At 63.0% G+C, this 24,712-nt stretch carries 23 protein-coding genes; 15 read left to right on the top strand and 8 right to left on the bottom strand.

Annotated elements, in window-relative coordinates:
• Positions 1–33 precede the first annotated feature (33 nt).
• A complete protein-coding gene (locus tag JQ574_RS13490; protein WP_212209203.1) occupies positions 34–1,176 on the bottom strand; it encodes a hypothetical protein in 1,143 nt (380 codons plus the stop codon).
• 239 nt (positions 1,177–1,415) lie between these two features.
• Between JQ574_RS13490 and JQ574_RS13485 the strand changes: the two genes are divergently transcribed.
• Both JQ574_RS13485 and JQ574_RS13480 read left to right on the top strand, forming a co-directional pair.
• The gene (locus tag JQ574_RS13485) at positions 1,416–2,246 is read left to right on the top strand and encodes a DeoR/GlpR family DNA-binding transcription regulator (RefSeq protein ID WP_212209204.1); all 831 of its coding nucleotides are present in this window, start codon (positions 1,416–1,418) and stop codon (positions 2,244–2,246) included.
• A 173-nt stretch (positions 2,247–2,419) separates the two neighbouring features.
• Positions 2,420–2,803, top strand: a complete 384-nt coding sequence (locus JQ574_RS13480) for a RidA family protein (RefSeq protein WP_212209205.1) — start codon at positions 2,420–2,422, stop codon at positions 2,801–2,803.
• 7 nt (positions 2,804–2,810) lie between these two features.
• Here JQ574_RS13480 and JQ574_RS13475 read toward each other — a convergent pair whose 3' ends face one another.
• On the bottom strand, positions 2,811–3,410 hold the full coding sequence (locus tag JQ574_RS13475; RefSeq protein ID WP_212209206.1) for an ABATE domain-containing protein: 600 nt from the start codon (positions 3,408–3,410) through the stop codon (positions 2,811–2,813).
• A gap of 82 nt (positions 3,411–3,492) precedes the next feature.
• Between JQ574_RS13475 and JQ574_RS13470 the strand changes: the two genes are divergently transcribed.
• The gene (locus tag JQ574_RS13470) at positions 3,493–4,407 is read left to right on the top strand and encodes a DMT family transporter (RefSeq protein WP_212209207.1); all 915 of its coding nucleotides are present in this window, start codon (positions 3,493–3,495) and stop codon (positions 4,405–4,407) included.
• Between the two features lie 94 nt (positions 4,408–4,501).
• On the opposite strand, the gene JQ574_RS13465 is transcribed toward JQ574_RS13470, so the two are convergent.
• The gene (locus JQ574_RS13465; protein ID WP_212209208.1) at positions 4,502–5,209 is read right to left on the bottom strand and encodes a glutathione S-transferase family protein; all 708 of its coding nucleotides are present in this window, start codon (positions 5,207–5,209) and stop codon (positions 4,502–4,504) included.
• Between the two features lie 102 nt (positions 5,210–5,311).
• Here JQ574_RS13465 and JQ574_RS13460 point away from each other — a divergent pair, with 102 nt between their 5' ends.
• The 8 genes from JQ574_RS13460 to JQ574_RS13425 all read left to right on the top strand — a co-directional run bounded on the left by JQ574_RS13460 (position 5,312) and on the right by JQ574_RS13425 (position 13,544).
• Positions 5,312–5,629, top strand: coding sequence for a helix-turn-helix domain-containing protein (locus JQ574_RS13460; protein WP_212209209.1), 318 nt, complete (start codon positions 5,312–5,314; stop codon positions 5,627–5,629).
• Between the two features lie 218 nt (positions 5,630–5,847).
• Complete coding sequence (glpD, locus tag JQ574_RS13455; RefSeq protein ID WP_212209210.1) at positions 5,848–7,389, top strand: glycerol-3-phosphate dehydrogenase; 1,542 nt, start codon at positions 5,848–5,850, stop codon at positions 7,387–7,389.
• Entirely contained in the window at positions 7,386–8,471 is a 1,086-nt protein-coding gene (locus JQ574_RS13450; protein WP_212209211.1) for an ABC transporter ATP-binding protein, read from the top strand. The genes glpD and JQ574_RS13450 overlap by 4 nt, the downstream gene beginning before the upstream one ends.
• A gap of 12 nt (positions 8,472–8,483) precedes the next feature.
• Positions 8,484–9,569, top strand: coding sequence for an ABC transporter ATP-binding protein (locus tag JQ574_RS13445; protein WP_212209212.1), 1,086 nt, complete (start codon positions 8,484–8,486; stop codon positions 9,567–9,569).
• A complete protein-coding gene (locus JQ574_RS13440) occupies positions 9,569–10,471 on the top strand; it encodes a carbohydrate ABC transporter permease (RefSeq protein WP_212209213.1) in 903 nt (300 codons plus the stop codon). Before JQ574_RS13445 ends, JQ574_RS13440 begins: the two co-directional genes overlap by 1 nt.
• On the top strand, positions 10,471–11,277 hold the full coding sequence (locus tag JQ574_RS13435; protein ID WP_212209289.1) for a carbohydrate ABC transporter permease: 807 nt from the start codon (positions 10,471–10,473) through the stop codon (positions 11,275–11,277). Before JQ574_RS13440 ends, JQ574_RS13435 begins: the two co-directional genes overlap by 1 nt.
• Before the next feature lie 69 nt (positions 11,278–11,346).
• Positions 11,347–11,673 carry a DUF2160 domain-containing protein gene (locus JQ574_RS13430; RefSeq protein ID WP_212209214.1) on the top strand — a complete coding sequence of 109 codons (327 nt, stop codon included), beginning with the start codon at positions 11,347–11,349 and terminating at the stop codon, positions 11,671–11,673.
• Between the two features lie 74 nt (positions 11,674–11,747).
• The gene (locus JQ574_RS13425; RefSeq protein WP_211997756.1) at positions 11,748–13,544 is read left to right on the top strand and encodes an ABC transporter substrate-binding protein; all 1,797 of its coding nucleotides are present in this window, start codon (positions 11,748–11,750) and stop codon (positions 13,542–13,544) included.
• Between the two features lie 163 nt (positions 13,545–13,707).
• On the opposite strand, the gene JQ574_RS13420 is transcribed toward JQ574_RS13425, so the two are convergent.
• The 4 genes from JQ574_RS13420 to JQ574_RS13405 form a co-directional block, all read right to left on the bottom strand.
• On the bottom strand, positions 13,708–14,808 hold the full coding sequence (locus JQ574_RS13420; RefSeq protein ID WP_212209215.1) for an alkene reductase: 1,101 nt from the start codon (positions 14,806–14,808) through the stop codon (positions 13,708–13,710).
• Positions 14,809–14,906: 98 nt separating this feature from the next.
• Positions 14,907–15,767, bottom strand: a complete 861-nt coding sequence (locus tag JQ574_RS13415) for an SDR family NAD(P)-dependent oxidoreductase (RefSeq protein WP_212209216.1) — start codon at positions 15,765–15,767, stop codon at positions 14,907–14,909.
• A gap of 97 nt (positions 15,768–15,864) precedes the next feature.
• Positions 15,865–16,368: a DUF1993 family protein gene (locus JQ574_RS13410; protein ID WP_212209217.1), complete on the bottom strand. Its 504-nt coding sequence runs from the start codon at positions 16,366–16,368 to the stop codon at positions 15,865–15,867.
• A 264-nt stretch (positions 16,369–16,632) separates the two neighbouring features.
• On the bottom strand, positions 16,633–18,012 hold the full coding sequence (locus JQ574_RS13405; protein WP_212209218.1) for a lytic murein transglycosylase: 1,380 nt from the start codon (positions 18,010–18,012) through the stop codon (positions 16,633–16,635).
• 283 nt (positions 18,013–18,295) lie between these two features.
• Between JQ574_RS13405 and JQ574_RS13400 the strand changes: the two genes are divergently transcribed.
• The 4 genes from JQ574_RS13400 (at position 18,296) to JQ574_RS13385 (ending at position 23,124) form a co-directional block, all read left to right on the top strand.
• Complete coding sequence (locus tag JQ574_RS13400; RefSeq protein WP_212209219.1) at positions 18,296–19,165, top strand: xanthine dehydrogenase family protein subunit M; 870 nt, start codon at positions 18,296–18,298, stop codon at positions 19,163–19,165.
• Positions 19,166–19,170: 5 nt separating this feature from the next.
• Positions 19,171–19,647 carry a (2Fe-2S)-binding protein gene (locus tag JQ574_RS13395; protein ID WP_192738509.1) on the top strand — a complete coding sequence of 159 codons (477 nt, stop codon included), beginning with the start codon at positions 19,171–19,173 and terminating at the stop codon, positions 19,645–19,647.
• A 17-nt stretch (positions 19,648–19,664) separates the two neighbouring features.
• Positions 19,665–21,929 (top strand): xanthine dehydrogenase family protein molybdopterin-binding subunit, encoded by a 2,265-nt coding sequence (locus JQ574_RS13390; RefSeq protein WP_212209220.1) that lies wholly within the window; start codon positions 19,665–19,667, stop codon positions 21,927–21,929.
• Between the two features lie 409 nt (positions 21,930–22,338).
• A complete protein-coding gene (locus JQ574_RS13385; RefSeq protein WP_212209221.1) occupies positions 22,339–23,124 on the top strand; it encodes a 2-keto-4-pentenoate hydratase in 786 nt (261 codons plus the stop codon).
• 63 nt (positions 23,125–23,187) lie between these two features.
• On the opposite strand, the gene JQ574_RS13380 is transcribed toward JQ574_RS13385, so the two are convergent.
• Entirely contained in the window at positions 23,188–24,294 is a 1,107-nt protein-coding gene (locus tag JQ574_RS13380) for an acyltransferase (RefSeq protein ID WP_212209222.1), read from the bottom strand.
• Positions 24,295–24,712: the final 418 nt, after the last annotated feature.

Here is a 24,712-nt window from a genome sequence, read left to right as displayed (position 1 = left end):
CGGGCCGCGCGGGAAAGAGCGCCGGAGCCGCGTTCAGCTCTGACCGATCAGCCGCTTGCAGAATGCGGCGCTATCGCTGATCGCATCGCGGCCCTTCCAGGCCAGGCCGGACAACAATCCATTGCCGCGCGCGCCGCGCAGTTGCAGGATGTGGCCGACTTCATTGGGAAACCGGCTCACTTCAGTCTCCACATCGGCCACGATGGCGCTCCTGATGTCGCGCAGCCGCGCGCCCCACTCGGAGGCGGCGAGTTCGCGGATGGCGGCCTGCACCGCTGCTTCTGTCTTGTCGATGTCGGCCAGGATGTCGCGCGCGTCGACGACACGGTTTTTCTTCAGGGCAACGCGCAAGGCGATGCGTTTGTCGTCGATCTGGTCAAGCACCATCGAGACGGATATCGCATAGGGCGTCGCTGCGACGTCGGTTGCGCGCCGGCTGCGCGCGGGTTTGGTGGCAAGACGGAGCAACTCGCGGGGCGTCTTGAGACGTCCAGCAACCAGCGCCAGTGCAAACGGCACCGCGGCGGGATCCTTTTTGCGGAATGCATCCAGCAGCGCCGTGACCTTGTCGACCTGCGCGTCGTTGAATTTGGGAATCTTTTCCGGCAAGGCTTTGCCGAATCCTGCCAGCGCCTCGCGTGCGCGCAGCGCGCCCATGATCTTGACGAGGTCGCTATAGACCGACGGCGAAGCCGTGTAGGCCGCAAGCTTGCTGCGTGCGCGCTCCGCGCCATCGGCCGAAGCCAGGTTTCCCTCCAGCGATTTTGCGACCTTGGTCTGGAAGATCGTTGCCGCCTGCTGCGCGTCGCGCGGGCGGTTGGAGGCGATAAACCCCTTCATCTGGTCTTCGTAGTCGCGGGCCATGATTGGCAGCAGATCGCGGTTGATCCATTCCCAGATCGGAACGAGTGAACTCCGCGCAATCCGGCCCGTATTGGCATGCTCCGGTGCACCCGCGACGACCAGCGGCTCCAGCGGCGCGAAGAAATATTTGGACGGCGTTGGGGCCTCGTTCGGTCCGTCCGGGCGCAGTTCGGCCCGCAGCCTGGCCTGCAGGTCTGCGGTGCCCGGCATGTCGACGCCGCACGCCTCCAGCCGCTCCAGCTCGGTGAGCAGGCAGCTGCGCGTCAGCGGGCTCAACCGCTGGAGGAATTCCCAGATTCGATCGACCCGCATCGCAGCGATTTTCCGATATCTGGCCCGTTTTCCGGGCCAGCGACGGCAATGCAATCACAAAACCGTTAAGAACGGCAAAATCGCACCGGTAAAATGCGGCTGGCGCAATCCCAATGGGCTTATGATGCCTCTCGCACGCCATTTAAACAGATGGTTAACCATGATGTTCGGGCGCGCCGCGTTGACCGGAACCACAAACCACCGCACGATAAGAAACGTTTTCCCCTGAGGTGCCACCCGTGGCCGGACTGTCCAACCGCCAGACTGAAATTCTCAACATCGCCCGCGCCTTTGGCCGGGTGATGGTGGAGGATCTCGCCAAGCGTTTCGAGGTTTCGGCTCAGACCATCCGCAAGGACCTCAACGATCTCTGCGACCAGCGCTCGCTGACGCGGATCCATGGCGGCGCCATCATCGCCTCCGGCGTCGAGAACCTCGCCTATGAAGCGCGCCGCTTCGTCGCCGCCGAGGAGAAGCGGGCAATCGGCATTGCCGCCGCCTCGCGGATTCCGAACGGCTGCTCGCTGTTCATCAATATCGGCACCACGACCGAAGAAGTCGCCAGCGCGCTGACCTCGCATGAGGACCTGCTCGTCATCACCAACAACCTCAACGTCGCGATGCTGCTGTATCGCCATCCGCGCATCGAGGTGATCGTGGCGGGCGGGGCGGTGCGCCGCGCCGACGGCGCGGTGATCGGTTCGACCGCGATCAGCCTGATCGGCCAGTTCAAGGTCGACTACGCCATCATCGGCGCCTCCGCGATCGACGAGGAGGGAGCGCTGCTGGATTTCGACTACCGCGAAGTGCAGGCCGCGCAGGCGATCATCGCGAACGCGCGCAGCGTGATGCTGGTCGCCGACTCGACCAAGCTCAGGCGCAGCGCGCCGGTGCGCATCGCCCATCTCAGCCAGATCCAGACCTTCGTGACCGACGCCGCGCTTCCCGCCGGCCTCGCCAACATCTGCCATACCCGCGGCATCGAGGTGGTCGAGGCGATGGACAAGCCGGCGCCCGATATCGATGAGCCGGTGGCAGAGACGGCATTGACGGTCACGCGGCTGCGCTAGACGCGGAAAGTACTAACCTTCACTTCGTTCCAGCATGAAAAGGCCCCGGCATCGTCCGGGGCTTTCACGACAATTCTGACTTGGAATAGAAAATCTAATCCAGCAGTGCAGGAAAAATGGTTTGTGCTGGATCGACCGGTGCACGAGGTTCTCTCAGGAAAAAGGAGAACCGAATGCAAATCCGACGCATCAATTCCGAAGCGGCCCTCGTGCCGACGACTGGTTATAGCCAGGCGCTTGAGGTCGCCGGTCACACCAGAATGCTTTTTGTGAGCGGCCAAATCCCGGTCGCGGCTGACGGTACGGTGCCCGAGGGCTTTGAAGCGCAGTGCAGGCTCGCCTGGAGCAACGTCGAGGCGCAGCTCAAGGCCGCCAGCATGACGCTCGACAATCTGGTCATGCACCGGACCTACCTCGCGGATCGGCGTTACACCATGATCAATCGCGCGGTGCGAAGCGAGGTCCTTGGCAGCCGGGAAACAGCGCTGACCGTCGTCATCGCCAGAATCTTCGACGAGGCATGGCTGCTCGAAATCGAGGCCGTCGCCGCGGGTTGAAGCCTTTCTAGTGCGTCGCGCAGCGCCATCGCCGCTGCTTTTCGCGATTGCCGCAACCGATCATGCTGCACCATTGCCGGCGCTGACCCTTGCTGGTGTCGAGGTAATAGACGTCGCAGTCCGAGGCTCCGCATTTGCGGATCCTCTTGCGCTTCTCGTCAACGAGCAGACGCTCGATCGCGAGCGCACAGGCATGCAGTGGGATTTCACGCGCCAGCGCAGGTGACCAGCGGCGGTCGGCCAACCCAAGTGAGGGCGATGCGACCAGCATCCGGGCCGCATGTGCCGCCTGGATCGCAGCAGACAGCGCGTCCAGATCGGACTGCCGCGCCGGCCGCCGCATATGTGCGGCAGCGAGGACATCATGGAGGTGCTCACGGAGCTTGCGCGCGCGTTTCGCAATATGCGAGCCGCCGTTTCCGAGCTGGTGCAGGCGTGCGGCGGTCCGATCGTCGATAAGGCCAGCCAGCGCAGCGAACCGTGTCAGGTCACGATACGTTGCCAGGTTCTCGATTGGCGCGGCTGAGGGCCGCTCGTCCAGGGTGTTCACGAGATCCAGCGCCGGGTGGCCGCCGCTCCATTCGAACGGATTGGCGCGGCCGCTCATCCTGCTTGCCTCATGTTGCGCTCCATCATAACCTGTAAAATATCTCAAAGGGGTTATGAGTCCATTGCGATCGGAGGCGATGATGACCGATATCACCGTCGGTGGCCCCACTGCCGCGCAGTATCTCCGCGGCGCCCTCTACGGCCTCGCCGCTGTCAGCATCTGGTCCGGATGGATCGTGGTGGCTCGCCTCGGACTGCAGACCAGCCTCACGCCGTGGGACATCGCCGCGCTTCGTTTTGGCGTGGCCGGTTTGCTTCTGCTGCCCTACCTGATGCGCAAGGGATTCGCGTTCGAGCGGCTCGGCTGGATCGGGCTGGCGGCGATCGTGATCGGAGGCGGCGCTCCGGTCCTGCTGGCGAATGCCGGCCTGCTGTTCGCTCCTGCCGCGCATGCGGGCGCGCTGTTTCCCGGCGTCATGCCGCTGGCGGTGGCGCTTCTTGCCGCAGCCATCCTGCATGAGCCGTTCACCGATGCGAAAAAACTTGGCTTCGTGCTGATCCTGCTCGGCGTCGTCGCCATCGCCTGGGGCGCCGGCGGCGCAGTCGACTCCGGGCAGGCGATCGGGCACGCGCTGTTTCTCGGTTCTGCCGTGGCATGGGCCTGCTACACGGTCGCGATGCGTCACGCGCGGCTCGATGGCCTGCATGCGGCTGCTATCGCCGCCGTCGGCGCCTTGCTTCTCTACATTCCCGTCTATTTAGCCGTGGAAGGTGCCAGTCTCTCCAAGGTCCCATGGGACGATCTGGCGCTTCAAGCGATCGTGCAGGGGCTTCTTACGGCGATCATTTCACTGGTTTTCTATGGACGGGCGGTCAACCTCCTCGGTGCCTCCAGCGGCGCCGCATTCGCCGCGCTGTGTCCCGCGATGACGGCCGTCATGGCAATTCCAATTCTGGGTGAGTGGCCGACGGCAATGGACTGGATTGCCATATCAGGCATTTCCGTCGGCGTTTACGTCGTGAGCGGAGGTCCGCTGCCAGGTCGGTGGAACTGACTTGGTCATTGCGAAATGGTCGAGGCGATGGACAAGCCGGCCCCGATAGCGATGAGCCGGTGGCGGAGAGGGCCTCGACCGTCACGCGGATGCGCTAGCTGGCGCCGAAGCGCTTGATGATTTTCTCCAGTGGGATTTGCCCGAGGCAGGCGCCCGAACCGGCGGGCGTTTCGCCGTCCTCGATGGCCTGGGCGTAACGCACGTCCGCATCCGCTTCGATCCGGTGGCGCAACGCGGCCAGCCTGGGATAGGCAGCACCGTCGATGGCCTGATGGAATTCCGCCCAGCGCGCCACGCCGATCAGCGTGGTATCCGCCAGCGTCAGGCGATCGCCGACGAGAAAGTCGGTGTCGCCGATCATCGCTTCCAGCTGATCGTGACGTTTGGCTACGGCCTGGCGGCCGAAGTCGCGCAAGGTCGCCAGCAGCGCGGGTTCGGCAGAAGCCATCTCGAACGCCGCCCACAGCGGGGTGAAGGCGGCGGTGAAGCCGGTATTCACGAAGGCCGTCAGCTGGTGCATGCGGTCGGCTTCGGGTGAGTGCGGGTCGAAGCTGATGCGGCGTTCGATGTCGCGGGCCTCAAGCCAGGCGGCGATGGCCATCGTCTCGGTCAGCAAGCGGCCTTCGCCGGTGATGAGCACGGGCGTTTCCTGACGGCCGTTGATGCGGGCATAGCTGTCGTTCTTCATGTCGGCGAGCATGTCGACGCGGCAGAGGTGGTAAGGTTGGCCGACGCGTTCAAAGGCAGCGACGAGCCCCATCGAGCTTCCCGCCGGGAAGCCGTAAAGCAGAATCGGTTCCATCGTTTTCTTTCCGTGATTGGAGGTGTGCTGCGCAGCGCACTGGTACATAGGCGATGGCGGCCCCATGTAAATTACGCACTATTCTGTAACCAGGTCCGGCTCATGAAAGATTCTGTCTCACGCTGCCCCATCGAAGAGACCATGCGGGTGCTCAGCGGGCGCTGGCCCACGCTGCTGCTCTATTATCTCAAGGATGGCACCAAAAGGTTCAGCGATCTCAGGCGCGACAATCCGACGGTGTCGCACCGAATGCTGGCGCTGGAGCTGCGTAAGTTGCAGGACGCCGGGATCGTGCGGCGCACCGCCCACGATGGCTACCCGCTCCGCGTCGACTACGATCTCACCGCGGCCGGTCTCGAACTGGTGCCGCTGATCGATGCCTTGGGGGCCTGGTGGGAGGCACGGAGGACGACGGCCTAGGCCGGGCATTACGAGTTTCGCTACGAAGCGCTGTCTTCTTCATCGGCTGCATTTTGAGTGAGGCTCTGGCGGGCCGCCCTTGCGTTCGTCTCGAACGATGAAGTTGGGCAAAACGCCCCAGTTCCCGTTTTCATCTTGCTTTCGTTTTTCTTTGTGATTAACTCCGATCCGAAAGTTAAATCGCCGAAGTGAAGAGGCGATTGCCGGGGAAGCGTCTGTTGGATCGGATATTCGACCTCGCCATTATCGGAGGCGGCATCAACGGCTGCGGCATCGCGCGCGATGCGGTGGGCCGGGGCAATTCCGTTTTCCTTTGTGAAATGAATGACTTGGCGAGTGGGACGTCGTCCTGGTCAACCAAGCTGGTGCATGGCGGGCTGCGCTATCTCGAATATTACGAGTTTCGTTTGGTGCGCGAGGCGCTGATCGAACGCGAAATCCTCTGGCAGATCGCGCCTCACATCATCCGCCCGCTGCGTTTCGTTTTGCCGCACCATTCGGGGTTGCGGCCGGCATGGCTGCTGAGGCTAGGGTTGTTCCTGTACGACCACATCGGCGGCCGTCATCTGCTGCCGCCGACACGTTCGGTGGATCTTGCTCGCGACGAGGTGGGAAAACCCTTGATCGCCAACCGCTACAGCAAAGGTTTTGAGTACTCCGACTGTTTTGTCGATGACGCGCGCCTGGTCGTGCTCACGGCGCGGGACGCGGCCGATCGCGGCGCCGAGATCCGCACGCGCGCGCGGGCGGTCGAGATTAGGCAGGTCGATGGCGTCTGGCACGTCACGGTCGAGGATACGCAAAGCGGCACACGCACCACGATCCAGGCGCGTGCGCTGGTCAATGCCGGCGGGCCCTGGGTCGAACAGGTGCTGTCGTCGGGATCGGGCGTCAATGCGCGCGCAAAGGTTCGCCTGGTGCAGGGCTCGCACATCGTGGTGCGCAAGCTCTACGACCACGACCGCGCCTATATTTTCCAGAACGCCGACGGCCGCATCATCTTCGTCATTCCCTATCAGGACGATTTCACGCTGATCGGCACCACCGATCGCGATTACGACGGCGACCCGGCCAAGGTGAAAGCCTCCACCGAAGAGATCGCCTATCTCTGTGCCTCCGCCAGCGAGTATCTGGCAAAGCCGGTGAAGCCGGAGGACGTGGTCTGGACCTATTCGGGCGTGCGTCCGCTCTATGACGACGGCGCCAGCGAAGCCAAAGCTGCGACCCGCGATTACGTGTTCGAGCTCGATACGCCCGGCGGCGCGCCGCTGCTGTCGATCTATGGCGGCAAGATCACGACTTATCGGCGGCTGGCCGAAGAAGCGCTGGAACGGCTGGCGCCCTATTTACGCAGTTCAAAGAAAGAAGGCTGGACCGGCAAGGCCGCGCTGCCCGGCGGCGACATGGATGTTTCCGCAATCGCGGCGCTGACGGCGGAACTGACGCGGGACTATCCGTTCCTCATTCCCGCACATGCCAAGCGGTTGGCGCATGCCTATGGCACCCGCGCCAGCAAGGTGCTTGGCAACGCGAAATCGGCGGCCGATCTCGGCCAGTCCTTTGGCGCGACCTTGACGGAGAGCGAAGTCAGGTACCTGATGTCGGCCGAATGGGCCTGCACCGCCGAAGACGTCGCGTGGCGCCGCTCCAAGCTCGGATTGCGGCTGTCCGCGGGCGAAATCGCCGTCCTCGATGAATGGATGGCCGCCCATCGCGCGTCCGGTGAACGCCCCCTGCGTGAAGCGGGAGGACGGACATGAGCGTCACGCTCGAACACGTCACGCGAACCGTCGACGGCATTGCGACTATCCGCGATGTGTCGTTGACGCTTGAGCGCGGCACGCTGAGCGTACTGCTCGGGCCGACGCTTTCCGGCAAGACCTCGATCATGCGGCTGCTCGCCGGGCTCGACAAGCCGGGATCAGGCCGGGTGCTGGTCGACGGCAACGATGTCACCGGCTTCGACGTGCGCAAGCGTTCGGTCGCGATGGTCTATCAGCAGTTCATCAATTATCCCTCGCTGACGGTCTATGAGAACATCGCCTCGCCGTTGCGGGTGCAGGGCAAGCCGCGCGCGGAAATCGAAAAGCGCGTGCAGGAGGCGTCGCGCCTCCTGAAGCTCGAGCCGTATCTGCACCGCACGCCGCTGCAACTCTCCGGCGGCCAGCAGCAACGCACTGCGATTGCACGCGCGCTGGTCAAGGGCGCGGATCTGGTGCTGCTCGACGAGCCGCTCGCCAATCTCGATTACAAGCTGCGCGAGGAGTTGCGCACCGAATTGCCGCGCATCTTCGAGGCATCGGGCGCGATCTTCGTCTATGCGACTACCGAACCCTCCGAAGCCCTGCTGCTCGGCGGCCGCACCGTCTGCATGTGGGAAGGCCAGGTGCTGCAGGCCGGCGACACCCCGAAGGTCTACCGGCATCCCGATACGCTGCGTGTGGCGCAGGTGTTCTCTGATCCGCCGCTCAACATCGTCCACATCGAAAAGAAGAGCGGCACGGTGCAATATGCCGGCGGCATCAAGGCGCCGGCCAGCGGGCTTTATGCCTCGCTTGCCGATGGGCCCTATCGGGTCGGCTTCCGCGCCCATCAGCTTGAAGTCGCCAATGGCATCGCCGGCCGCCACGCGTTTCAGGCCACCGTCACCGTGACGGAGATCACCGGTTCGGAAAGCTTCGTGCATCTTAGCCGCGACGCGTCGAACTGGGTCGCGGTGCTGCAGGGCGTCCATGAGTTCGAGCCGGGCCACGTGCTCGACGCCGTGCTCGATCCCGACAATCTTTTCGTGTTTGACGCTGCCGACCGCCTGGTCGCGGCGCCGAAACAAGACAACGCGTGAGGGAGATGCCGTATGGCCCGCATTGACCTCGTCGATCTCGCACATTCCTACGGCGGCAATGACGCCGCGCCCGAATCATTTGCGCTGAAGCCGGTGACGATGACCTGGCGGCAGGGCGGCGCCTATGCGCTGCTCGGGCCATCCGGCTGCGGCAAGACCACGCTGCTCAACCTGATTTCCGGGATCGTGACGCCGTCGCGCGGCCAGATACTGTTCGACGGCGCCGATATCACACCGCTGTCAACCCAGAAGCGCAATATCGCGCAGGTGTTCCAGTTTCCGGTGATCTACGACACCATGACGGTCGGGCAGAACCTCGCATTCCCCTTGAAGAACCGCGGCGTCCCGAAAGCCGAAATCGACGCGCGCGTGAAGCAGATCGCCGATCTGCTCGACCTCACGCCGCATCTCGATCGCAAGGCAACGCGGCTGACCGCCGATGCCAAGCAGAAGATCTCGCTCGGCCGCGGCCTGGTGCGATCAGACGTTGCCGCGATCCTGTTCGACGAGCCGCTGACGGTGATCGATCCCGAATTGAAGTGGCAGTTGCGCTCCAAACTCAAGGCGCTGCATCGCGACCTCGATCTCACGATGATCTACGTCACCCATGACCAGACCGAGGCGCTGACCTTTGCCGATACGGTGGTCGTGATGCATGACGGCAGGGTGGTGCAGAGCGGCACGCCGGCCGAGCTGTTCGACAAGCCCGCGCATACCTTCGTCGGCTACTTCATCGGCTCGCCCGGCATGAACATCGTGCCGGCCGAGGTGAGGGGCCGCGAGGCCCGGATCAGCGGCCATCCGATCGCGCTGAACCGCAGCTATGACAAGCTGCCGCCGGGCGCGAAGATCGAAGTCGGCGTGCGTCCGGAATTCGTCGACGTCGCGGCACCCGCGCCGGGATTGCTGTCCGCCAATATCGATCGCATCGACGATCTCGGCCGTGTCCGCTTCGCGCGCGTGCGGATCGGCGACGCCAAGTTCGCCGCGCGCGTGCCGCCGGGGTTTTCGGTCTCCGGCGAAACCGCCGGACTGGTTTTCAATCCGTCGCATGTTCACGTCTATGCCGACAGCCGTCTGGTAGAGGGGACAGCCTGATGGACAAGACGATCAACCAAAAAGCCTGGTTCCTGGTGCTGCCGGTGTTTCTGGTGGTCGCATTCTCCGCGATCCTGCCGCTGATGACGGTGGTGAACTATTCGATGCAGGACACCTTCGGCAACAACCAGTTCTTCTGGAACGGCGTCGGCTGGTTCAAGGAACTGCTCGATCCATCGACCGATCTCGGTGGACGGTTCCTGGCCTCGCTCGGCCGCAATCTGCTGTTCTCGGTCATCATTCTTGCGATCGAGGTGCCGCTCGGGATCGTGGTCGCGCTGTCGATGCCGCGCGACGGCTGGAGCGTCGCCGCCTGCCTCGTGATCCTGGCGCTGCCGCTATTGATTCCGTGGAATGTGGTCGGCACCATCTGGCAGATATTCGGACGGCCCGACATCGGCCTGCTCGGCTACACGCTGAACAGCCTCGGCATCAACTACAACTACGTCTCCAACGAGTTCGACGCCTGGGCCACCGTCATCGTGATGGATGTCTGGCACTGGACCAGCCTGGTCGCACTGTTGTGCTACGCCGGACTGAAGTCGATCCCCGACGCCTATTACCAGGCGGCGCAGATCGACGGCGCCTCGCGCTGGGCGGTGTTCACGGCGATCCAGTTGCCGAAGATGAATCGCGTACTGCTGATCGCGGTGCTGCTTCGCTTCATGGACAGTTTCATGATCTACACCGAGCCGTTCGTGGTGACCGGCGGCGGTCCCGGCAACTCGACCACCTTCGTCTCGATCGAACTGGTCAAGATCGCGCTCGGCCAATTCGACCTCGGCAAGGCCGCCGCACTCTCGCTGGTCTACAACCTCATCATCCTGATCGTGTGCTGGGTGTTCTATACCGTGATGACAAACGCCGGGGCCGAGCGCCCGGTCAAACAGGGAGCTGAATGATGCATTCGATTCCCGGACGCCGCGTCATCCTCATCACCTTCCTGATCTTCCTGCTGTTGCCGATCTACTGGCTCGTCAACATGAGCTTCAAGACCAATGCCGAGATCGTCTCCACCATGACGCTGTGGCCGCATCAGCCGACGCTGGAAAACTACAGGCGCATCTTCACCGACGAGAGCTGGTATTCCGGCTACATCAACTCGCTGACCTATGTCCTGATCAACACCGTGATCTCGATCGCGGTGGCGCTGCCGGCGGCCTACGGCTTTTCGCGCTATCGCTTTCTCGGCGACAAGCACCTGTTCTTCTGGCTGCTGTCGAACCGGATGGCGCCGGCGGCGGTCTATGCGCTGCCGTTCTTCAATCTCTATTCGGCGATCAATCTGTTCGATACGCCGTGGGCGGTGGCGCTGGCGCATTGCATCTTCAACGTCCCGCTCGCGGTCTGGATCCTCGAAGGTTTTGTCTCGGGCGTGCCACGCGAGATCGATGAGACGGCGTTCCTCGACGGTTATTCGTTCCCGCGCTTCTTCATCAAGATCCTGGTGCCCTTGATCGCGAGCGGCATCGGCGTCGCGGCGTTCTTCTGCTTCATGTTCTCCTGGGTCGAACTGCTGCTGGCGCGCACGCTGACGTCGGTGAACGCAAAACCGATCTCTGCGATCATGACCCGAACGGTCTCGGCCGCCGGCATGGATTGGGGCCTGTTGGCGGCGGCCGGTGTGCTCACCATCATCCCCGGCGCCCTGGTGATCTGGTTCGTCCGCAACTACATCGCGCGCGGCTTCGCGCTCGGGCGGGTTTAGCGCATGATCCCGAAAAGTGGACACCGGTTTTCGGACAAGATCATGCGCAGGCATGAGGATTAACGCGCCATGGAACACATCGCATGGATGGCCTGGACGCTCCCGACCGCGATCTTCTTCGTGCTGCTGTCGCTGACGCTGGGCGTCATGACCTGGCTTGCGGCGGCGTATCCCGAGGCCGAGCGCGTCGGCGTGTTGCAGATTCCGACAACGCGCGGCGACCGGCTGTTCATCTCGCTGGTACTCGCCGCGGTCATCCACCTGTTGTGGATCGCCTTCGTCGGCACCGATGCGATCGCGACGCTGCCGATCGGAGAGGGCGTTGAGATATCGAGCCTGTGGCTCGCTACCGTGATTTCGCTTGTTTCGGCCGTGGTGGTTTTCCGCACCGTCTGATGAAGCGAAAAAAGACAGATCCGGGATCAACCCGGGCCTGAAAATTGTTTGTCACTGCAACCGGAGGACTCAACATGCGACGTTTTAGAGGAAGGAACGGCCCATTGACCAAGGAGAGCTTTCTGACGATGACCAGCGCGGCTGCGCTGATCGCGGCTTCCGTGACGATCGCCGCACCTGCTCGCGCGGACGATGCGGTCAATCAGCGCTGGATCGACAGCGAATTCCAACCCTCGACGCTGTCGAAGGCCGACCAGCTGAAGGAACTGCAGTGGTTTGAAAAGGCCGCCCAGCCCTTCAAGGGGATGGAAATCAACGTGGTGTCGGAAACCATCACCACGCATGAATATGAATCCAAGACCCTGGCGAAGGCCTTCACCGAGATCACCGGCATCAAGCTCAAACACGATTTGATCCAGGAAGGTGACGTGGTCGAGAAGCTGCAGACCCAGATGCAGTCCGGCAAGAACGTCTATGACGGCTGGATCAACGACTCGGACCTGATCGGCACCCACTTCCGCTACAACCAGACGGTCGTGCTGTCGGATTACATGACCGGCGAAGGCAAGGACGTCACCAATCCCAATCTCGACGTCAACGACTTCATCGGAAAATCCTTCACCACGGGACCGGACGGCAAGCTCTATCAGCTGCCCGTCCAGCAGTTCGCGAACCTCTATTGGTTCCGCTACGACTGGTTCTCCAATCCCGACTACAAGGCCAAGTTCAAGGCCAAATATGGCTACGATCTCGGCGTTCCCGTGAACTGGTCGGCCTATGAAGACATCGCAGAGTTCTTCACCAACGACATCAAGGAGATCAACGGCACCAAGGTCTATGGTCACATGGACTACGGCAAGAAGGATCCCTCGCTCGGCTGGCGGTTCACCGATGCCTGGCTGTCGATGGCCGGCAACGGCGACAAGGGCATCCCGAACGGCAAGCCGGTCGACGAATGGGGCATCCGCATGGAAGGCTGCCGTCCGGTCGGTTCATCCGTCGAGCGCGGCGGTGACACCAACGGTCCGGCGGCGGTCTATTCGATCGCCAAATATCTCGACTGGATGAAGAAGTATGCCCCGCCGCAGGCGCAAGGCATGACCTTCGGCGAAGCCGGACCGGTACCGGCGCAAGGCAACATCGCCCAGCAGATCTTCTGGTACACCGCTTTCACCGCCGACATGGTGAAGCCCGGTATTGCCGTCGTGAACGCCGACGGTTCGCCGAAGTGGCGTATGGCGCCGTCGCCGCACGGCTCGTACTGGAAGGAAGGCATGAAGCTCGGCTACCAGGACGCCGGCTCGGCGACGCTCCTGAAGTCGACCCCGGCGGACCGCCGCAAGGCGGCCTGGCTCTATCTGCAGTTCATCACCTCCAAGACGGTGAGCCTGAAGAAGAGCCATGTCGGTCTCACGTTCATTCGTGAATCCGACATCTGGGACAAGTCGTTCACCGAGCGTGCGCCGAAGCTCGGCGGCCTGATCGAGTTCTACCGATCGCCCGCGCGCGTGCAGTGGACCCCGACCGGCAACAACGTGCCTGATTATCCGAAGCTCGCGCAATTGTGGTGGCAGAACATCGGCGATGCGTCGTCCGGTGCGAAGACGCCGCAAGCCGCGATGGACGCCCTGGCGGCAGCCCAGGACTCCGTGCTCGAGCGTCTGGAGAAATCCAACGTGCAGGGCGCCTGCGGACCGAAGCTGAACAAGAAGGAGACCGCCGAATTCTGGTTCGCCAAGTCGGAGAAGGACGGCAACGTCGCTCCGCAGCGCAAGCTGGCGAACGAGAAGCCGAAGGGCGAAACCGTCGACTACGACACGCTGGTGAAGTCGTGGCCGGCAACACCGCCGAAGCGGGCAGAAGCCAAGTAAGCCTCGCGATTACGAGTGATGCAAAAACTGAAGGCCGGGAGCGATCCCGGCCTTTCTTCTTGTCATTGCGAGCGTAGCGAAGCAATCCATAGTGCGGCATAACGGATAGATGGATTGCTTCGTCGCTGCGCTCCTCGCAATGACGGTGGAGAGAGTTGCGTTCCTACTCCGCCGCCTGCTTCGCGCCGAGCGTCGGATAGTCCGTATACCCCTTGGCGCCACCGCCGTAGAACGTCGCCTTGTCGAACGCGTTCAGCGGTGCACCCTTCTTCAGCCGCTCGACCAGGTCGGGGTTGGAGATGAACGGTTTTCCAAATGCGATCAGGTCGGCCGCGTTGGCATCGAGTTGCTTTGTCGCCAGATCGAAATCGTAACCGTTGTTGGCGACATAGGCCTGCTTGAAGCGCTTGCGCAACGAGCCGTAGTCGAACGGCGCGATGTCGCGCGGGCCGCCGGTCGCGCCCTCGACCACATGGATGTAGGTCAGCTTTAGCGCATTGAGCCCATCCACGATGTGGTCGAACAGCGGCTGCGGGTTTGAATCTGACACATCATTGGCGGGCGTCACCGGCGAAATGCGGATGCCCGTCCGCTCCGGGCCGGCGACCGCGGCCACCGCCTTCGATACTTCCAGCATCAGTTTGGCGCGGTTCTCGATTGAACCACCATAGGCATCGGTACGCTTGTTGGTGCCGTCTTTGGCGAACTGGTCGAGCAGGTAGCCGTTGGCGCCGTGGATTTCGATGCCGTCGAAACCGGCGGCGAGCGCATTCTCGGTGCCGCGCTTGAAGTCTTCGATGATCCCTGGAATTTCCGACAGCTCGAGCTCGCGCGGCTCGGAGATCTCGGTGAAGGTGCCGTTGACAAAAGTCTTGCCCTTGGCGCGGATCGCGGACGGAGCCACCGGCTTGCCGCCGCCGGGCTGCAATGAATCGTGCGAGATGCGGCCGACATGCCAGATCTGAATGAAGATGCGCCCGCCGTTTTCGTGCACGCGGTCGGTGACCTTGCGCCAGCCCGCAACCTGCTCCTTGGAATAAATGCCGGGCGTGTCCTGATAGCCCTGGCCCTGCTGCGAGATCTGGCTGGCCTCGGTGATCAGCAATCCCGCGGAAGCGCGCTGGCCGTAATAGTCGATGGCAAGCTCGCTCGGCACAAAGCTGCCAGGCACTGCGCGGTTGCGGGTCAGCGGCGCCATGACGAGGCGGTTCGGCAGCGTGATTCCGCCAAGCTTGTAGGGCTCGAATAGTTTGGTCTGGCTCATGAAGAAATTTCCGATGGATGGATGATAGGGGAGAGTTGGGCATTACGGCGGATTGCGCAATGCCCAAAGGTACTCGGAAGCCATTCGGTTGCTGCAGGCTAGGTCCGCACAATCCCCGCCATATGGCCGGCGTCGAGGAACAGGGTGTGGGCGTTGACGTAGGATGATTCATTCGAAATCAGGAACAGCGCACCATAGGCGACCTCCCAGCCGGTGCCCTGGCGGCCAAACGGCACTGTGAGCGCACGATCGGTCCGCCTGCGGCTGGCGTCGCGGCCCATCGGGGAATCGATAAAGCCGGGCGCGATCACATTGCAGCGAATGCCCTTTTCCTCGCCGGCCCGCGCGATGGCGCGGCCGAGCGCGATCTGCGCGGCCTTGGAGGATTCATAGGCCGGGTTGCGGCCATTGGCGCGCTGGCTCGCCATCGACGAGGTCAGCGTGATCGCGCCGCCCGGCGACATCATTTCGAGCGCCGCTTGCGCGAACAGCATGTGGCTGCGCACGTTGACGGCATAATCCTTGTCCCAGGCTTCCGCCGTCATCTTCGGCAGCGACAGCCCGCAGGAAATGCCGACATTCAGCGCGAGCCCGTCGAGGCCACCGAGTTGTTTGGCGCAGCGCGCGATCGCCGGCCCGATCGCTGATGCATCGGAGACGTCGACCACGTCGGTAAACGCCCTGCCGCCTTCGCTGGTGATCTGCTTGACCGTGTCATCGGCGGCTTCCTTGTTGATGTCGATGCACGCCACATGCGCACCCTCGCGCGCGAACAATACCGACATCGCGCGGCCGTTACCAATCGGCGGCTCCTCGTCGACGATGTTGCGCTGGCCGGCCCCGACCACGATGATGCGGCGGCCTTCCAGCCGGCCACGACCCGGAGCGAGGCCCAGCGTTTCGGCGTGAAGCGAAGCGGCGGGATCGAGTTGCTTTGGTGCTTGCGTGGTGATGGACATCGGCGGTCTCCCTTCAGCATTTTGTTCTTGCTGAAGGGAGCACTACCACGGCATGGCCGGTGACGCTAAGGCGTCCGGTCTTGCCAGGCGAAACAGATCACTTCGCGCCCATGTAATCTCGCTTGCCGACCTCGACGCCATTGTGGCGCAGGATGCCGTGGGCGATGGCGGCATGGAAGTAGAATTGCGGAAGCGAGAAGTTCGAGATGAATTGCTGGCCCTTCAGCGTCATGGTCTTGTCCGGCCCCATCGGAAAGGTGACGTCTTTGGTGTCGGCGCCCTCGAACTGCTCTGATTTGAACGACTTGACGTAGTCGATGGTTTTCGCGAGCCGCTGGCGCAATTCTTCAAAGGTCTTTTCGGTATCGGGTGTCGACGGCACTTCGCTGTGGGTGACGCGGGCGCAGCCCCTGACCGCAAAATCGGTGGCGAGCTGAATCTGCTTGGAGAGCGGCAGCATGTCCGGATAAAGCCGCGAGCCGAGCAACACGTCGGGCTGGATCTTCTTCGCCTCGCAATGCGCTTCTGCCTTGGTGAGCAAGCCGGAGAGGCTGCCGAGAATTTGCAGATAGGCCGGAACGGTGGCGTCGTAAAAGGACATGTGATGCTCTTTTCGTTGTGTGGAATTTTATGGCATGCAGAGACTGCGTGCTGCAGGTGGGGCGGGGGAGAGGGAATTACAACGCCGGGAAGGGGTGAGATGTAGTCAAATATTTCCGGCTGGCGTCGGACGCGCCAGCTGCAGGATGCATCGACCCTCATCCTGAGGAGCGGCCTCTTGGCCGCGTCTCGAAGGATGCAGGCCCGTCTGTGGCCTCATGGTTCGAGACGGCGCAAGGGCGCCTCCTCACCATGAGGAGGGGCGCTATCTCACCTGCGGCATCGCCGCCGCCGCCGGCTCCGCACGCGGCCCGCGCATCCGCGCCAGTAACTCCGCGGTCGGCCAGGAATCCGCCGGCAGCCCGTACTTGATCTGCATCGTCTTCACGGCGGTGCGGCTGAGCTGTCCCATGATGCCGTCGACCTTGCCGACATTGAAACCGGCGCGCACCAGGAGGTGCTGCAATTCCTTGAGCTCGTTGAGCGGCAGTTGCGCCACCGGCGCGGCTGGCTGGCGCATCGGCGCCGCGCCCGCGATGCGGGTCGCGAGATAACCGGCGGTGGTCGAATAGATCAGCGAGTTGTTCCATTCGGTGTAGGCGGCGAAATTCGCGTAGGCCAGGAACGCCGGTCCGTTGCGGCCCATCGGCAACAGCATCGACGCCGGCAGATCGTCGTTCGGCAATGGCTTGCCGTCGGCAAAGGTGACGCCGAGCTGCGCCCATTTCGAGCGCGGCAGCTTGATGGTGAGGTCGGCCTGGTCCCAAGGAAAACTTGAAGCGAGATTCTGTGGCGCGCGCACTTCCTGCAACCACGGTTCGCCGCGCCGCCACTTCAATCCATTGGCGATGTAGTTCGCGGTCGAGCCGATCACGTCGGGCGCGCTGTGCAGCAGATCGCGATGGCCGTCGCCGTCGTAGTCGACCGCATAGTTGAAATAATGCGTCGGCAGAAATTGCGTCTGCCCGAGTTCGCCGGCCCACGATCCGATCATTTCGCTTGCCGTGAGGTCGCCGCGATCGATGATCTTGAGCGCGGCGATGGTCTCCTTCTGGAACATCTCCGAGCGGCGGCAGTCATACGCCAGCGACACCAGCGAGGGGAGCGTATGCAGCTTGCCGAGCTCGGCGCCGAAACTGCTCTCCAGTCCCCAGAACGCGGCGATCACGGCCGGCGGCACGCCATATTCCTTCTCGGCGCGATTGAACGCTGCCTGATGCATCCGGATTCGCGCCTGCGCGTTTTTCGCCGCGCCGTCGGATGCCCTGTTCCGCGAAAACTCGGTGAACACCTGCCCGAACACGCGCTGGCCGCGGTCGCGATTGACGATGCTCTGGTCGTAGGTGAGGTAGGGTGCGGCTTCCGCCATCGCGCGCTGCGAGACGCCTTCCGCCACCGCCTTCTGCTTGAGCTCAGTGAGGAAGCGATCGAAACTCATGCCGTTGTGGCACGCCGCACCGCCCCGCGGGGCCGAGGCTACAGGCCGTGCGGCCGGCTGCTGGCCCGGCACCGCATCGGGCCTGGGCTGAGGCGCAACGGCGGGTCTGACGGGAGCCGGGGCTGGTTGGGACAATGCGGCAGAGGAAACGGCGAGGGCTGCAAAAATTGTGACCGCAACGTGAATTCTGATCGAAAGGGTCGGCATCAAGTTCACCGGCTCGCGTGGGAGGGACTGCAATTTGTACAGCCTGTGGGCCGCATCAGTGCAAGCGTAATCCGCCGCCACGTCCACCAATCCCCGGCCAACCGGCGCAAGCCGGCGTCCGACGATGTGAGAACAAGCCCGCTTCCTGCATAGGAGCCTGCCGCCAGAACCGCAGCCCGGAGGCTGTTCCAACCCGCATCGCCCGTGTAGGCTACCGCAACTGCCGGCCACATAGGCCGACGTCCAAATGGGGCGGGCAGAAAAGGGGAGATGACGGACAACCATGACGGAACTCCGATATTTGGCGCCCAATTCGCTTGATGAAGCGATCAAGGCGTTCGCCGCGGCCGGAAGTGCAGGGCGCATCCTGGCCGGCGGTACCGATCTTCTGGTGCAAATGCGTGCCGGCGTCGTGAAGCCGGGCCTGATCGTCGACATCAAGAAAATCGCCGAGATGACGGAAATCGAGCAAACCGCCGATGGCGGGTTTCGCGTCGGCGCCGCCGTTTCCGGCATGGCGCTGCATGACCATGTCAGTTTCGGCAAGGTCTGGCCCGGCGTGCTGGAGGCCGTCAACCTGATCGGCTCCAAACAAGTCCAGGGGCGGGCGTCCGCCGGCGGCAATCTCTGCAACGGCTCGCCGGCCGGCGACAGCGTGCCGGCCATGGTCGCGGCCGGTGCCATCGTCACGGTGCAAGGGCCGGATGGCAGCCGCGAAATGCCGGTGGAACAGGTGCCGGCGGGCCCCGGCCGCACCAATTTCAAGCCCGGTGAAATCCTCGTCAGCTTCACGCTGCCGCCGCGTTCCAAAGGCTCGAGCGACGCGTATCTGCGCATGATCCCGCGCACTGAAATGGACATCGCCGTGGTCGGCCTCGGCGTCAGCCTGACGCTGAAGGACGGCGTCTGCACCGCCGCCCGCGTCGGCCTCGGGGCTGTCGCGCCGACCGTGCTGCTGGTTGAAGCGGCCGCCAAAGCCCTGATCGGCAGCAAGCTCGACGACGCCGCGCTCAATGCGGCCGCCGCCGCCTGTTCCGCCGCCTGCCGTCCGATCGACGACAAGCGCGGCACGATCGCTTATCGCACCAAAGTGGCCGGTGTGCTGCTCAAGCGCACCACCGCGATTGCCGCTCAACGCGCCAAAGGGAATTAAGCTTCATGGCCAAGGTCCACGTCACCACCACCATCAACGGCGAACCGTCAGAGTTTCTCTGCGAGCCCAACGACACCATGCTCGATGCGCTGCGCGGGCCGCTCGGGCTCACCGGCTCCAAGGAGGGCTGTGCCTCCGGCGACTGCGGCGCCTGCAGCATCACGGTCGATGACAACCTCATCTGTTCCTGCCTGATGCTCGCGGTGGAATCCGAGGGCCACGAACTGCGCACCATCGAGGGCATGGCGCAGGGCGAAAAGCTGCATCCGCTGCAGCAGAAGTTTCTGGAGATGGCCGCGCTTCAGTGCGGCATCTGCACCTCGGGCATGCTGGTGGCATCGGACGCGCTGCTGAAGCGGAATCCGAAGCCGAGCGAGGAAGAGGTTCGCTTCTGGCTCGCCGGCAATCTCTGCCGGTGCACCGGTTATGACAAGATCGTTCGCGCTGTCATGGACACCGCGGCCGAAATGCGCGCCCAATAACAGCCGGAGCCAGCACCATGACCGTCGTTACCAACAACAAGTGGATCGGCCAGCGCACCATTCGTCCAGACGGTATGGACAAGGTGACCGGCCGCGCGCAGTTCGCCGCCGACACCAATATGCCCGGCATGATCTGGGGCAAAGTGTTGCGCAGCCCGCACGCGCATGCACGCATCAAATCGATCAACACGGCGAAGGCCGAAGCGCTGCCCGGCGTCAAGGCTGTCGTCACCGCGCGCGACATCGTCGATTTCCCGATAGAGAAGGGCGCCGTCATGCTCGGCATCCAGGACATGCGCTGGATGTGCCGCAACGTGATGGCGCGCGAAAAGGCGCTGTTTCCCGGACACCCCATTGCGGCCGTTGCCGCGACCACCGAAGCGATTGCAGCGGAAGCCTGCAAGCTGATCGAGGTCGACTACGAAGTGCTGCCTTTCGTGATCGAGATCGAGGACGCGATCAAATCCGACGCGCCGATCCTGCACGAGTTCAACAAGTTCGAGGGCAAGCCCTCCAACATCGCCGGCCGGCTCGAGCACAAGAAGGGTGATATCGCCGACGGCTTCAAGAAGGCCGACATCGTCATCGAGCGCAGCTTCACAACGCGCCCGGTGCATCAGGGCTATATCGAGCCGCATGCCTGCCTGATCAGCGTCGCGCCCGACGGCAAGACCACGATCTGGAGCTCCAGCCAGGGGCAGTTCATGGTCCGCGCGATGACGGCCCATCTCACCGGCATCCCGCAGAGCGACATCCGCGCCATCCCCGCCGAGATCGGCGGCGGTTTTGGTGGCAAGACCATCGTCTATCTCGAGCCGCTGGCGACGCTGCTGGCGAAAAAGTCCGGCCGCCCGGTGAAGATGGTGATGACGCGCGAGGAAGTGATGCGCGCGACCGGGCCCACGTCAGGCTCGAAGAGCACGGTGAAGATCGGCGCCACCAAGGACGGCAAGATCGTCGCTGCGCACGGCACCTTCTATTTGCAGGCAGGGGCGCTGCCGGGCTCGCCGATCCGCGGCGCGGCCGGCTGCAGTTTTACGCCCTACGACATCCCGAACCTGTTGTCGGAAGGCTATGACGTCTGCTCCAACCGTTCGAAAGTGGCGGCCTATCGCGCGCCGGGCGCGCCGATCGGCGCCTATGCGGTGGAATGCGTGCTCGACGAGGTCGCCGAGGCGCTGAAGATGGACCCGCTCGACTTCCGCCTTAAGAACGCCGCCAAGGAAGGAACGAAAGCCGCGCACGGCCCGACCTTCCCGCGCATCGGGTACATCGAGACGGTGGAAGCGGCAAAGGCGTCGGATCACTACAAGGCGCCGCTCGGAAAACTTCAAGGACGCGGCGTCGCTTCCGGCTTCTGGTTCAACGCCGGCGGTGAATCCTCCGCGCAGGTCAACATCACCGAGGACGGCAACGTCGTCGTCACCACGGGCCATCCCGATATCGGCGGCTCGCGCGCCGGCATCGCCAACATCTGCGCCGAACTGCTCGGCATCGACTATCGCCGCGTCTCCGTCATCATCGGCGATACCCAGACCATCGGCTTCTCGAACCTCACCGGCGGCAGCCGCGTGCTGTTCGCTTCCTCGATCGTGGTGACGCAGTCGACCGAACAGATCATCAAGACCTTGCGCGAACGCGCCGCAAAAATCTGGGAGATCGATCCCGAGGCGGTGAAGTGGGAAGACGGCGCGGCGCATCCGGTGAGCCCGAATGCCGGCCAGTTCCCGCCGCTGACGCTAAAAGATCTCGCCGAGAAAGCGCCCGCGATGGGCGGCCCGATCGGCGCCGGCGTGCAGCTCAACACCACGGGCGCGGATGGCGGCTTCGGCACGCATATCTGCGACGTCGAAGTCGACGTCGATCTCGGTATCGCGCGCGTGACCCGCTACACCGCCGTGCAGGATGTCGGCCGCGCCATCCATCCCGGCTATGTCGAGGGCCAGCTGCAGGGCGGCGTCGCGCAAGGCATCGGCTGGGCGCTGAACGAGGAATACATCTACACCAGGGACGGCAAGGTCGATAACCCCGGCTTCCTCGACTATCGCATGCCTGTGTGTTCGGACCTGCCGATGATCGACTGCATCATGGTCGAGGTGCCGAACCCGAAACACCCGCAAGGCGTCAAGGGCGTCGGCGAAGTGCCGCTGGTCCCCGTGATGGCCGCGGTGGCGAATGCGATCTACAACGCGCTCGGCAAACGCTTCTACGCCTTGCCGATGTCGCCGCCGAAGGTGCTGGAAGTGATCGACGCGCCGGAGACACGGCAGGCGGCGGAGTGAGGCGACCGACTGCGTAGGGTGGGTGGAGCGACTTGTTCGCCGTAGCTCAAAGAGCGAAGGCGGAAGCGATACCCACCACTTGTTCCGACAAAAGAAAGATGGTGGGTTACGCTTCGCTTACCCACCATATTTCTTGACCCGCCATTTGCACCATCCATGCTGAGACAGCAGGCGTAGCCCGGATGAGCGAAAGCGACATCCGGGTCTTCTTTCCAATCCCGCATGTCGCTGCCCTCATGCGGGCTACAAGATATCTGCGTAGGGTGGGTGGAGCGACTTGTCCGCCGTAGCTCAAAGAGCGAAGGCGGAAGCGATACCCACCAGTTGTTTCGACGAAAGAAGATGGTGGGTTACACTTCGCTAACCCACCCTACGAACTACGCGAAAAACAACAAAGGGGAGACCAGCCATGGAAGACGCCTCCGCCCGGCGCGCGGCGCAATCGCTGCTTGCGGCACATAAGGCCAGCGTGCAATTCACCTCGCTCGCTCCGCCGGACAAACCCGCCACGATCTCGGACGCCTACGACATTCAGGACAGCTATGTCGCGCTGCTCCGCGGTGAGCACGGCGACGCCGTGGGCTACAAGGTCGGGCTGACGTCGGCAACGATGCAGAAGTTCTGCGGGATCGACCACCCCATCGCCGGCGTAGTGCTCGCAAGCCGCGTGCATCGATCCGGCGCGACGATCCGTCGTGCGGATTTCGGGCGGCTCGGCCTCGAATTCGAAATTGCCGTTCGCATCAAATCCGATGTGCCGGTCACGGCTGCGCCGGTGACCGCTGAAATGATCGCGCCGCATGTCGGCGGTGTCTGCGCAGCCATCGAAATCGTGGATGACCGCAACGCCGATTACGGCAATCTCGATGTGCTTTCGCTGGTATCGGATAATTCCTGGAATGGCGGCATCGTGCTGTCGGACTTCGCGGCGAAATTGCCCGACCTGGGGCCGGTGATGGGACGTGCCACAAAGGATGGCGTTGATATCGGCGAGGGCCAAGGCCGCGACATCCTCGGCCATCCCTTCAACTCCGTGGCCTGGCTTGCCACGCAGCTCAATTCGCGGGGGGCGTGGCTGAAAGCCGGTCAGGTGGTGATGACCGGCAGCGTCATGAAGACCGTGTTTCCGGATAGCGATGCCAGCTATCGTTTCAGTCTCGAGGGCATCGGCATCGTCGACGTGCAGGTGCGTTAGGGCGGCGAACGCCTGCGGTCGATCCTGGCAAAGGTAATGTCGTCGCGCGCGACCACCTGCTCGCTACGTCGTCGTGGCGACAACTGCGGTCTGTGGCACCTGCTCGCCGCCCACGGATGCGGGCTTGGTCGCGTCGTTGCGCTGATGTCCTCCGAGACTGCGGCGATAGCGTTGCAGTGGCCGTTCAACAGCCAGGTAGCTGACCGTAGCCATGGCGATCGAAAAACCGAGGACGATCGGACCAGTCAGGTACCAGGGAAACAACTCCCTGAGGTAGATGGCTGCCGGATAATGCCACAGATACATGCCGTAAGAGATGAGGCCGATGCCAACCAGCGGTGGTGCAGACAACACCAGACTGACCCTCGATTCTTTTGTCGAAGCCGAGATCAGCAAGCCTGAGGCGGCGATATGGGCAACATTGGTCATGATCACCAACGACCAGGGCGCGCGCCAAAAACCGATCGCGAGGCAGACGGTGAGTGCAGCCCACGCGACGACGCCCGCGACATTGGCTGCTCTTTCCGAGATCAGGTCCTTGTGCCGGAGGGCTGTCGCCAGCAGCGCGCCGCAAATCAGGCCATCGATCCGCGTATCAAAGCGATAATACGTCGCGTCCCATCCCTGGGTTTCATAGATGTATATGCGCCATGCGCTGGCGAGCAAATAGAGGCCGAAGAGAACGACCAGACGCCCGCGAGGCCCGATGCGCGCCAGCAGCAGAACTGCGAGCGGCCAGATCAGATAAAAGTGCTCTTCGACCGAGAGCGACCATGTGTGAATCAGCACTTTCGGATTGTGCCAGAAGGCCTGCGAATAGTCGGTCAGATAAAATGCCACCAGCGCGGCGTCGCGCACGTGCGACATGAGGTCGAGTTGCGGCCAGAACAGGGGGGCAATCAGCAGATACGCCGCCAGAAACAGCAGCAGAGGCGGGGTGAGACGGAGCAACCGGCGCAGATAGAATCTCCACAGGTCGATCCGTCCCGTCGCGCCGACTTCGTCCACGAGAAGCCGCGTAATCAGAAAGCCGCTCAGAACGAAAAACAGATCGACGCCAAAATAACCCTGGTCGAATACCGTAACGTCGCAGTGATCTGCGATGACCAGGAGCACTGCGACCGCCCGCAATCCATCCAATGCTGGATTGTATGGAAACGGCAGCGCCAACAGAGCCCCCTTGTGCGGCGCAGCCGCGACGGTCGTTGTTACTGAACCGCCGCAGCCATGGGTTCTTTCCGGGACCCTGGCAGTTCGATAGGGGAAAATACTGAGGAAAGTTTACGCACTCCTTAATTTCACAACCTAAACTTGCTAACGTCCTTTCGCCGGGCCCGTTATGTATTGCACGCTACAGCGCTATGGCCGGCGGTCGATCCTGCGGTGATATCGTCACGCGTGACGGTTGTGTTGTCCAGGAAGGGAAGCCGCGGCATTTGCGAAGGCTTCTGTTAACGGTAACTCACGTGAACATCTGAAGCGACCGAAAGGCCGTGCGTCGGACCGGCGATCGCCTTCTCGCGCGCGGATCGGCATGTTCATTCAGCCTGCAAATCAGTTCATGCTCGCGATTACAATTTTCGCCTCG

Source organism: Bradyrhizobium sp. AUGA SZCCT0158 (assembly GCF_018130065.1).
Lineage (GTDB): Bacteria > Pseudomonadota > Alphaproteobacteria > Rhizobiales > Xanthobacteraceae > Bradyrhizobium.
Note: the sequence above shows the minus strand (reverse complement) of the source record. Positions and strands in the feature narration are given on the sequence as shown.

Excerpts from the sequence above, each read along its gene's own strand:
- JQ574_RS13460 (WP_212209209.1), top strand. The coding sequence starts at position 5,312 with ATGAAAGATTCTGTCTCACGCTGCCCCATCGAAGAGACCATGCGGGTG.
- JQ574_RS13405 (WP_212209218.1), bottom strand. The coding sequence starts at position 18,012 with ATGCCGACCCTTTCGATCAGAATTCACGTTGCGGTCACAATTTTTGCA.
- JQ574_RS13390 (WP_212209220.1), top strand. The coding sequence starts at position 19,665 with ATGACCGTCGTTACCAACAACAAGTGGATCGGCCAGCGCACCATTCGT.
- JQ574_RS13440 (WP_212209213.1), top strand. The coding sequence starts at position 9,569 with ATGGACAAGACGATCAACCAAAAAGCCTGGTTCCTGGTGCTGCCGGTG.
- JQ574_RS13450 (WP_212209211.1), top strand. The coding sequence starts at position 7,386 with ATGAGCGTCACGCTCGAACACGTCACGCGAACCGTCGACGGCATTGCG.
- JQ574_RS13385 (WP_212209221.1), top strand. The coding sequence starts at position 22,339 with ATGGAAGACGCCTCCGCCCGGCGCGCGGCGCAATCGCTGCTTGCGGCA.
- JQ574_RS13435 (WP_212209289.1), top strand. The coding sequence starts at position 10,471 with ATGCATTCGATTCCCGGACGCCGCGTCATCCTCATCACCTTCCTGATC.
- JQ574_RS13475 (WP_212209206.1), bottom strand. The coding sequence starts at position 3,410 with ATGAGCGGCCGCGCCAATCCGTTCGAATGGAGCGGCGGCCACCCGGCG.
- JQ574_RS13445 (WP_212209212.1), top strand. The coding sequence starts at position 8,484 with ATGGCCCGCATTGACCTCGTCGATCTCGCACATTCCTACGGCGGCAAT.
- JQ574_RS13490 (WP_212209203.1), bottom strand. The coding sequence starts at position 1,176 with ATGCGGGTCGATCGAATCTGGGAATTCCTCCAGCGGTTGAGCCCGCTG.
- JQ574_RS13420 (WP_212209215.1), bottom strand. The coding sequence starts at position 14,808 with ATGAGCCAGACCAAACTATTCGAGCCCTACAAGCTTGGCGGAATCACG.
- JQ574_RS13425 (WP_211997756.1), top strand. The coding sequence starts at position 11,748 with ATGCGACGTTTTAGAGGAAGGAACGGCCCATTGACCAAGGAGAGCTTT.
- JQ574_RS13395 (WP_192738509.1), top strand. The coding sequence starts at position 19,171 with ATGGCCAAGGTCCACGTCACCACCACCATCAACGGCGAACCGTCAGAG.
- JQ574_RS13430 (WP_212209214.1), top strand. The coding sequence starts at position 11,347 with ATGGAACACATCGCATGGATGGCCTGGACGCTCCCGACCGCGATCTTC.
- JQ574_RS13400 (WP_212209219.1), top strand. The coding sequence starts at position 18,296 with ATGACGGAACTCCGATATTTGGCGCCCAATTCGCTTGATGAAGCGATC.
- JQ574_RS13465 (WP_212209208.1), bottom strand. The coding sequence starts at position 5,209 with ATGGAACCGATTCTGCTTTACGGCTTCCCGGCGGGAAGCTCGATGGGG.
- JQ574_RS13410 (WP_212209217.1), bottom strand. The coding sequence starts at position 16,368 with ATGTCCTTTTACGACGCCACCGTTCCGGCCTATCTGCAAATTCTCGGC.
- JQ574_RS13470 (WP_212209207.1), top strand. The coding sequence starts at position 3,493 with ATGACCGATATCACCGTCGGTGGCCCCACTGCCGCGCAGTATCTCCGC.
- JQ574_RS13480 (WP_212209205.1), top strand. The coding sequence starts at position 2,420 with ATGCAAATCCGACGCATCAATTCCGAAGCGGCCCTCGTGCCGACGACT.
- JQ574_RS13415 (WP_212209216.1), bottom strand. The coding sequence starts at position 15,767 with ATGTCCATCACCACGCAAGCACCAAAGCAACTCGATCCCGCCGCTTCG.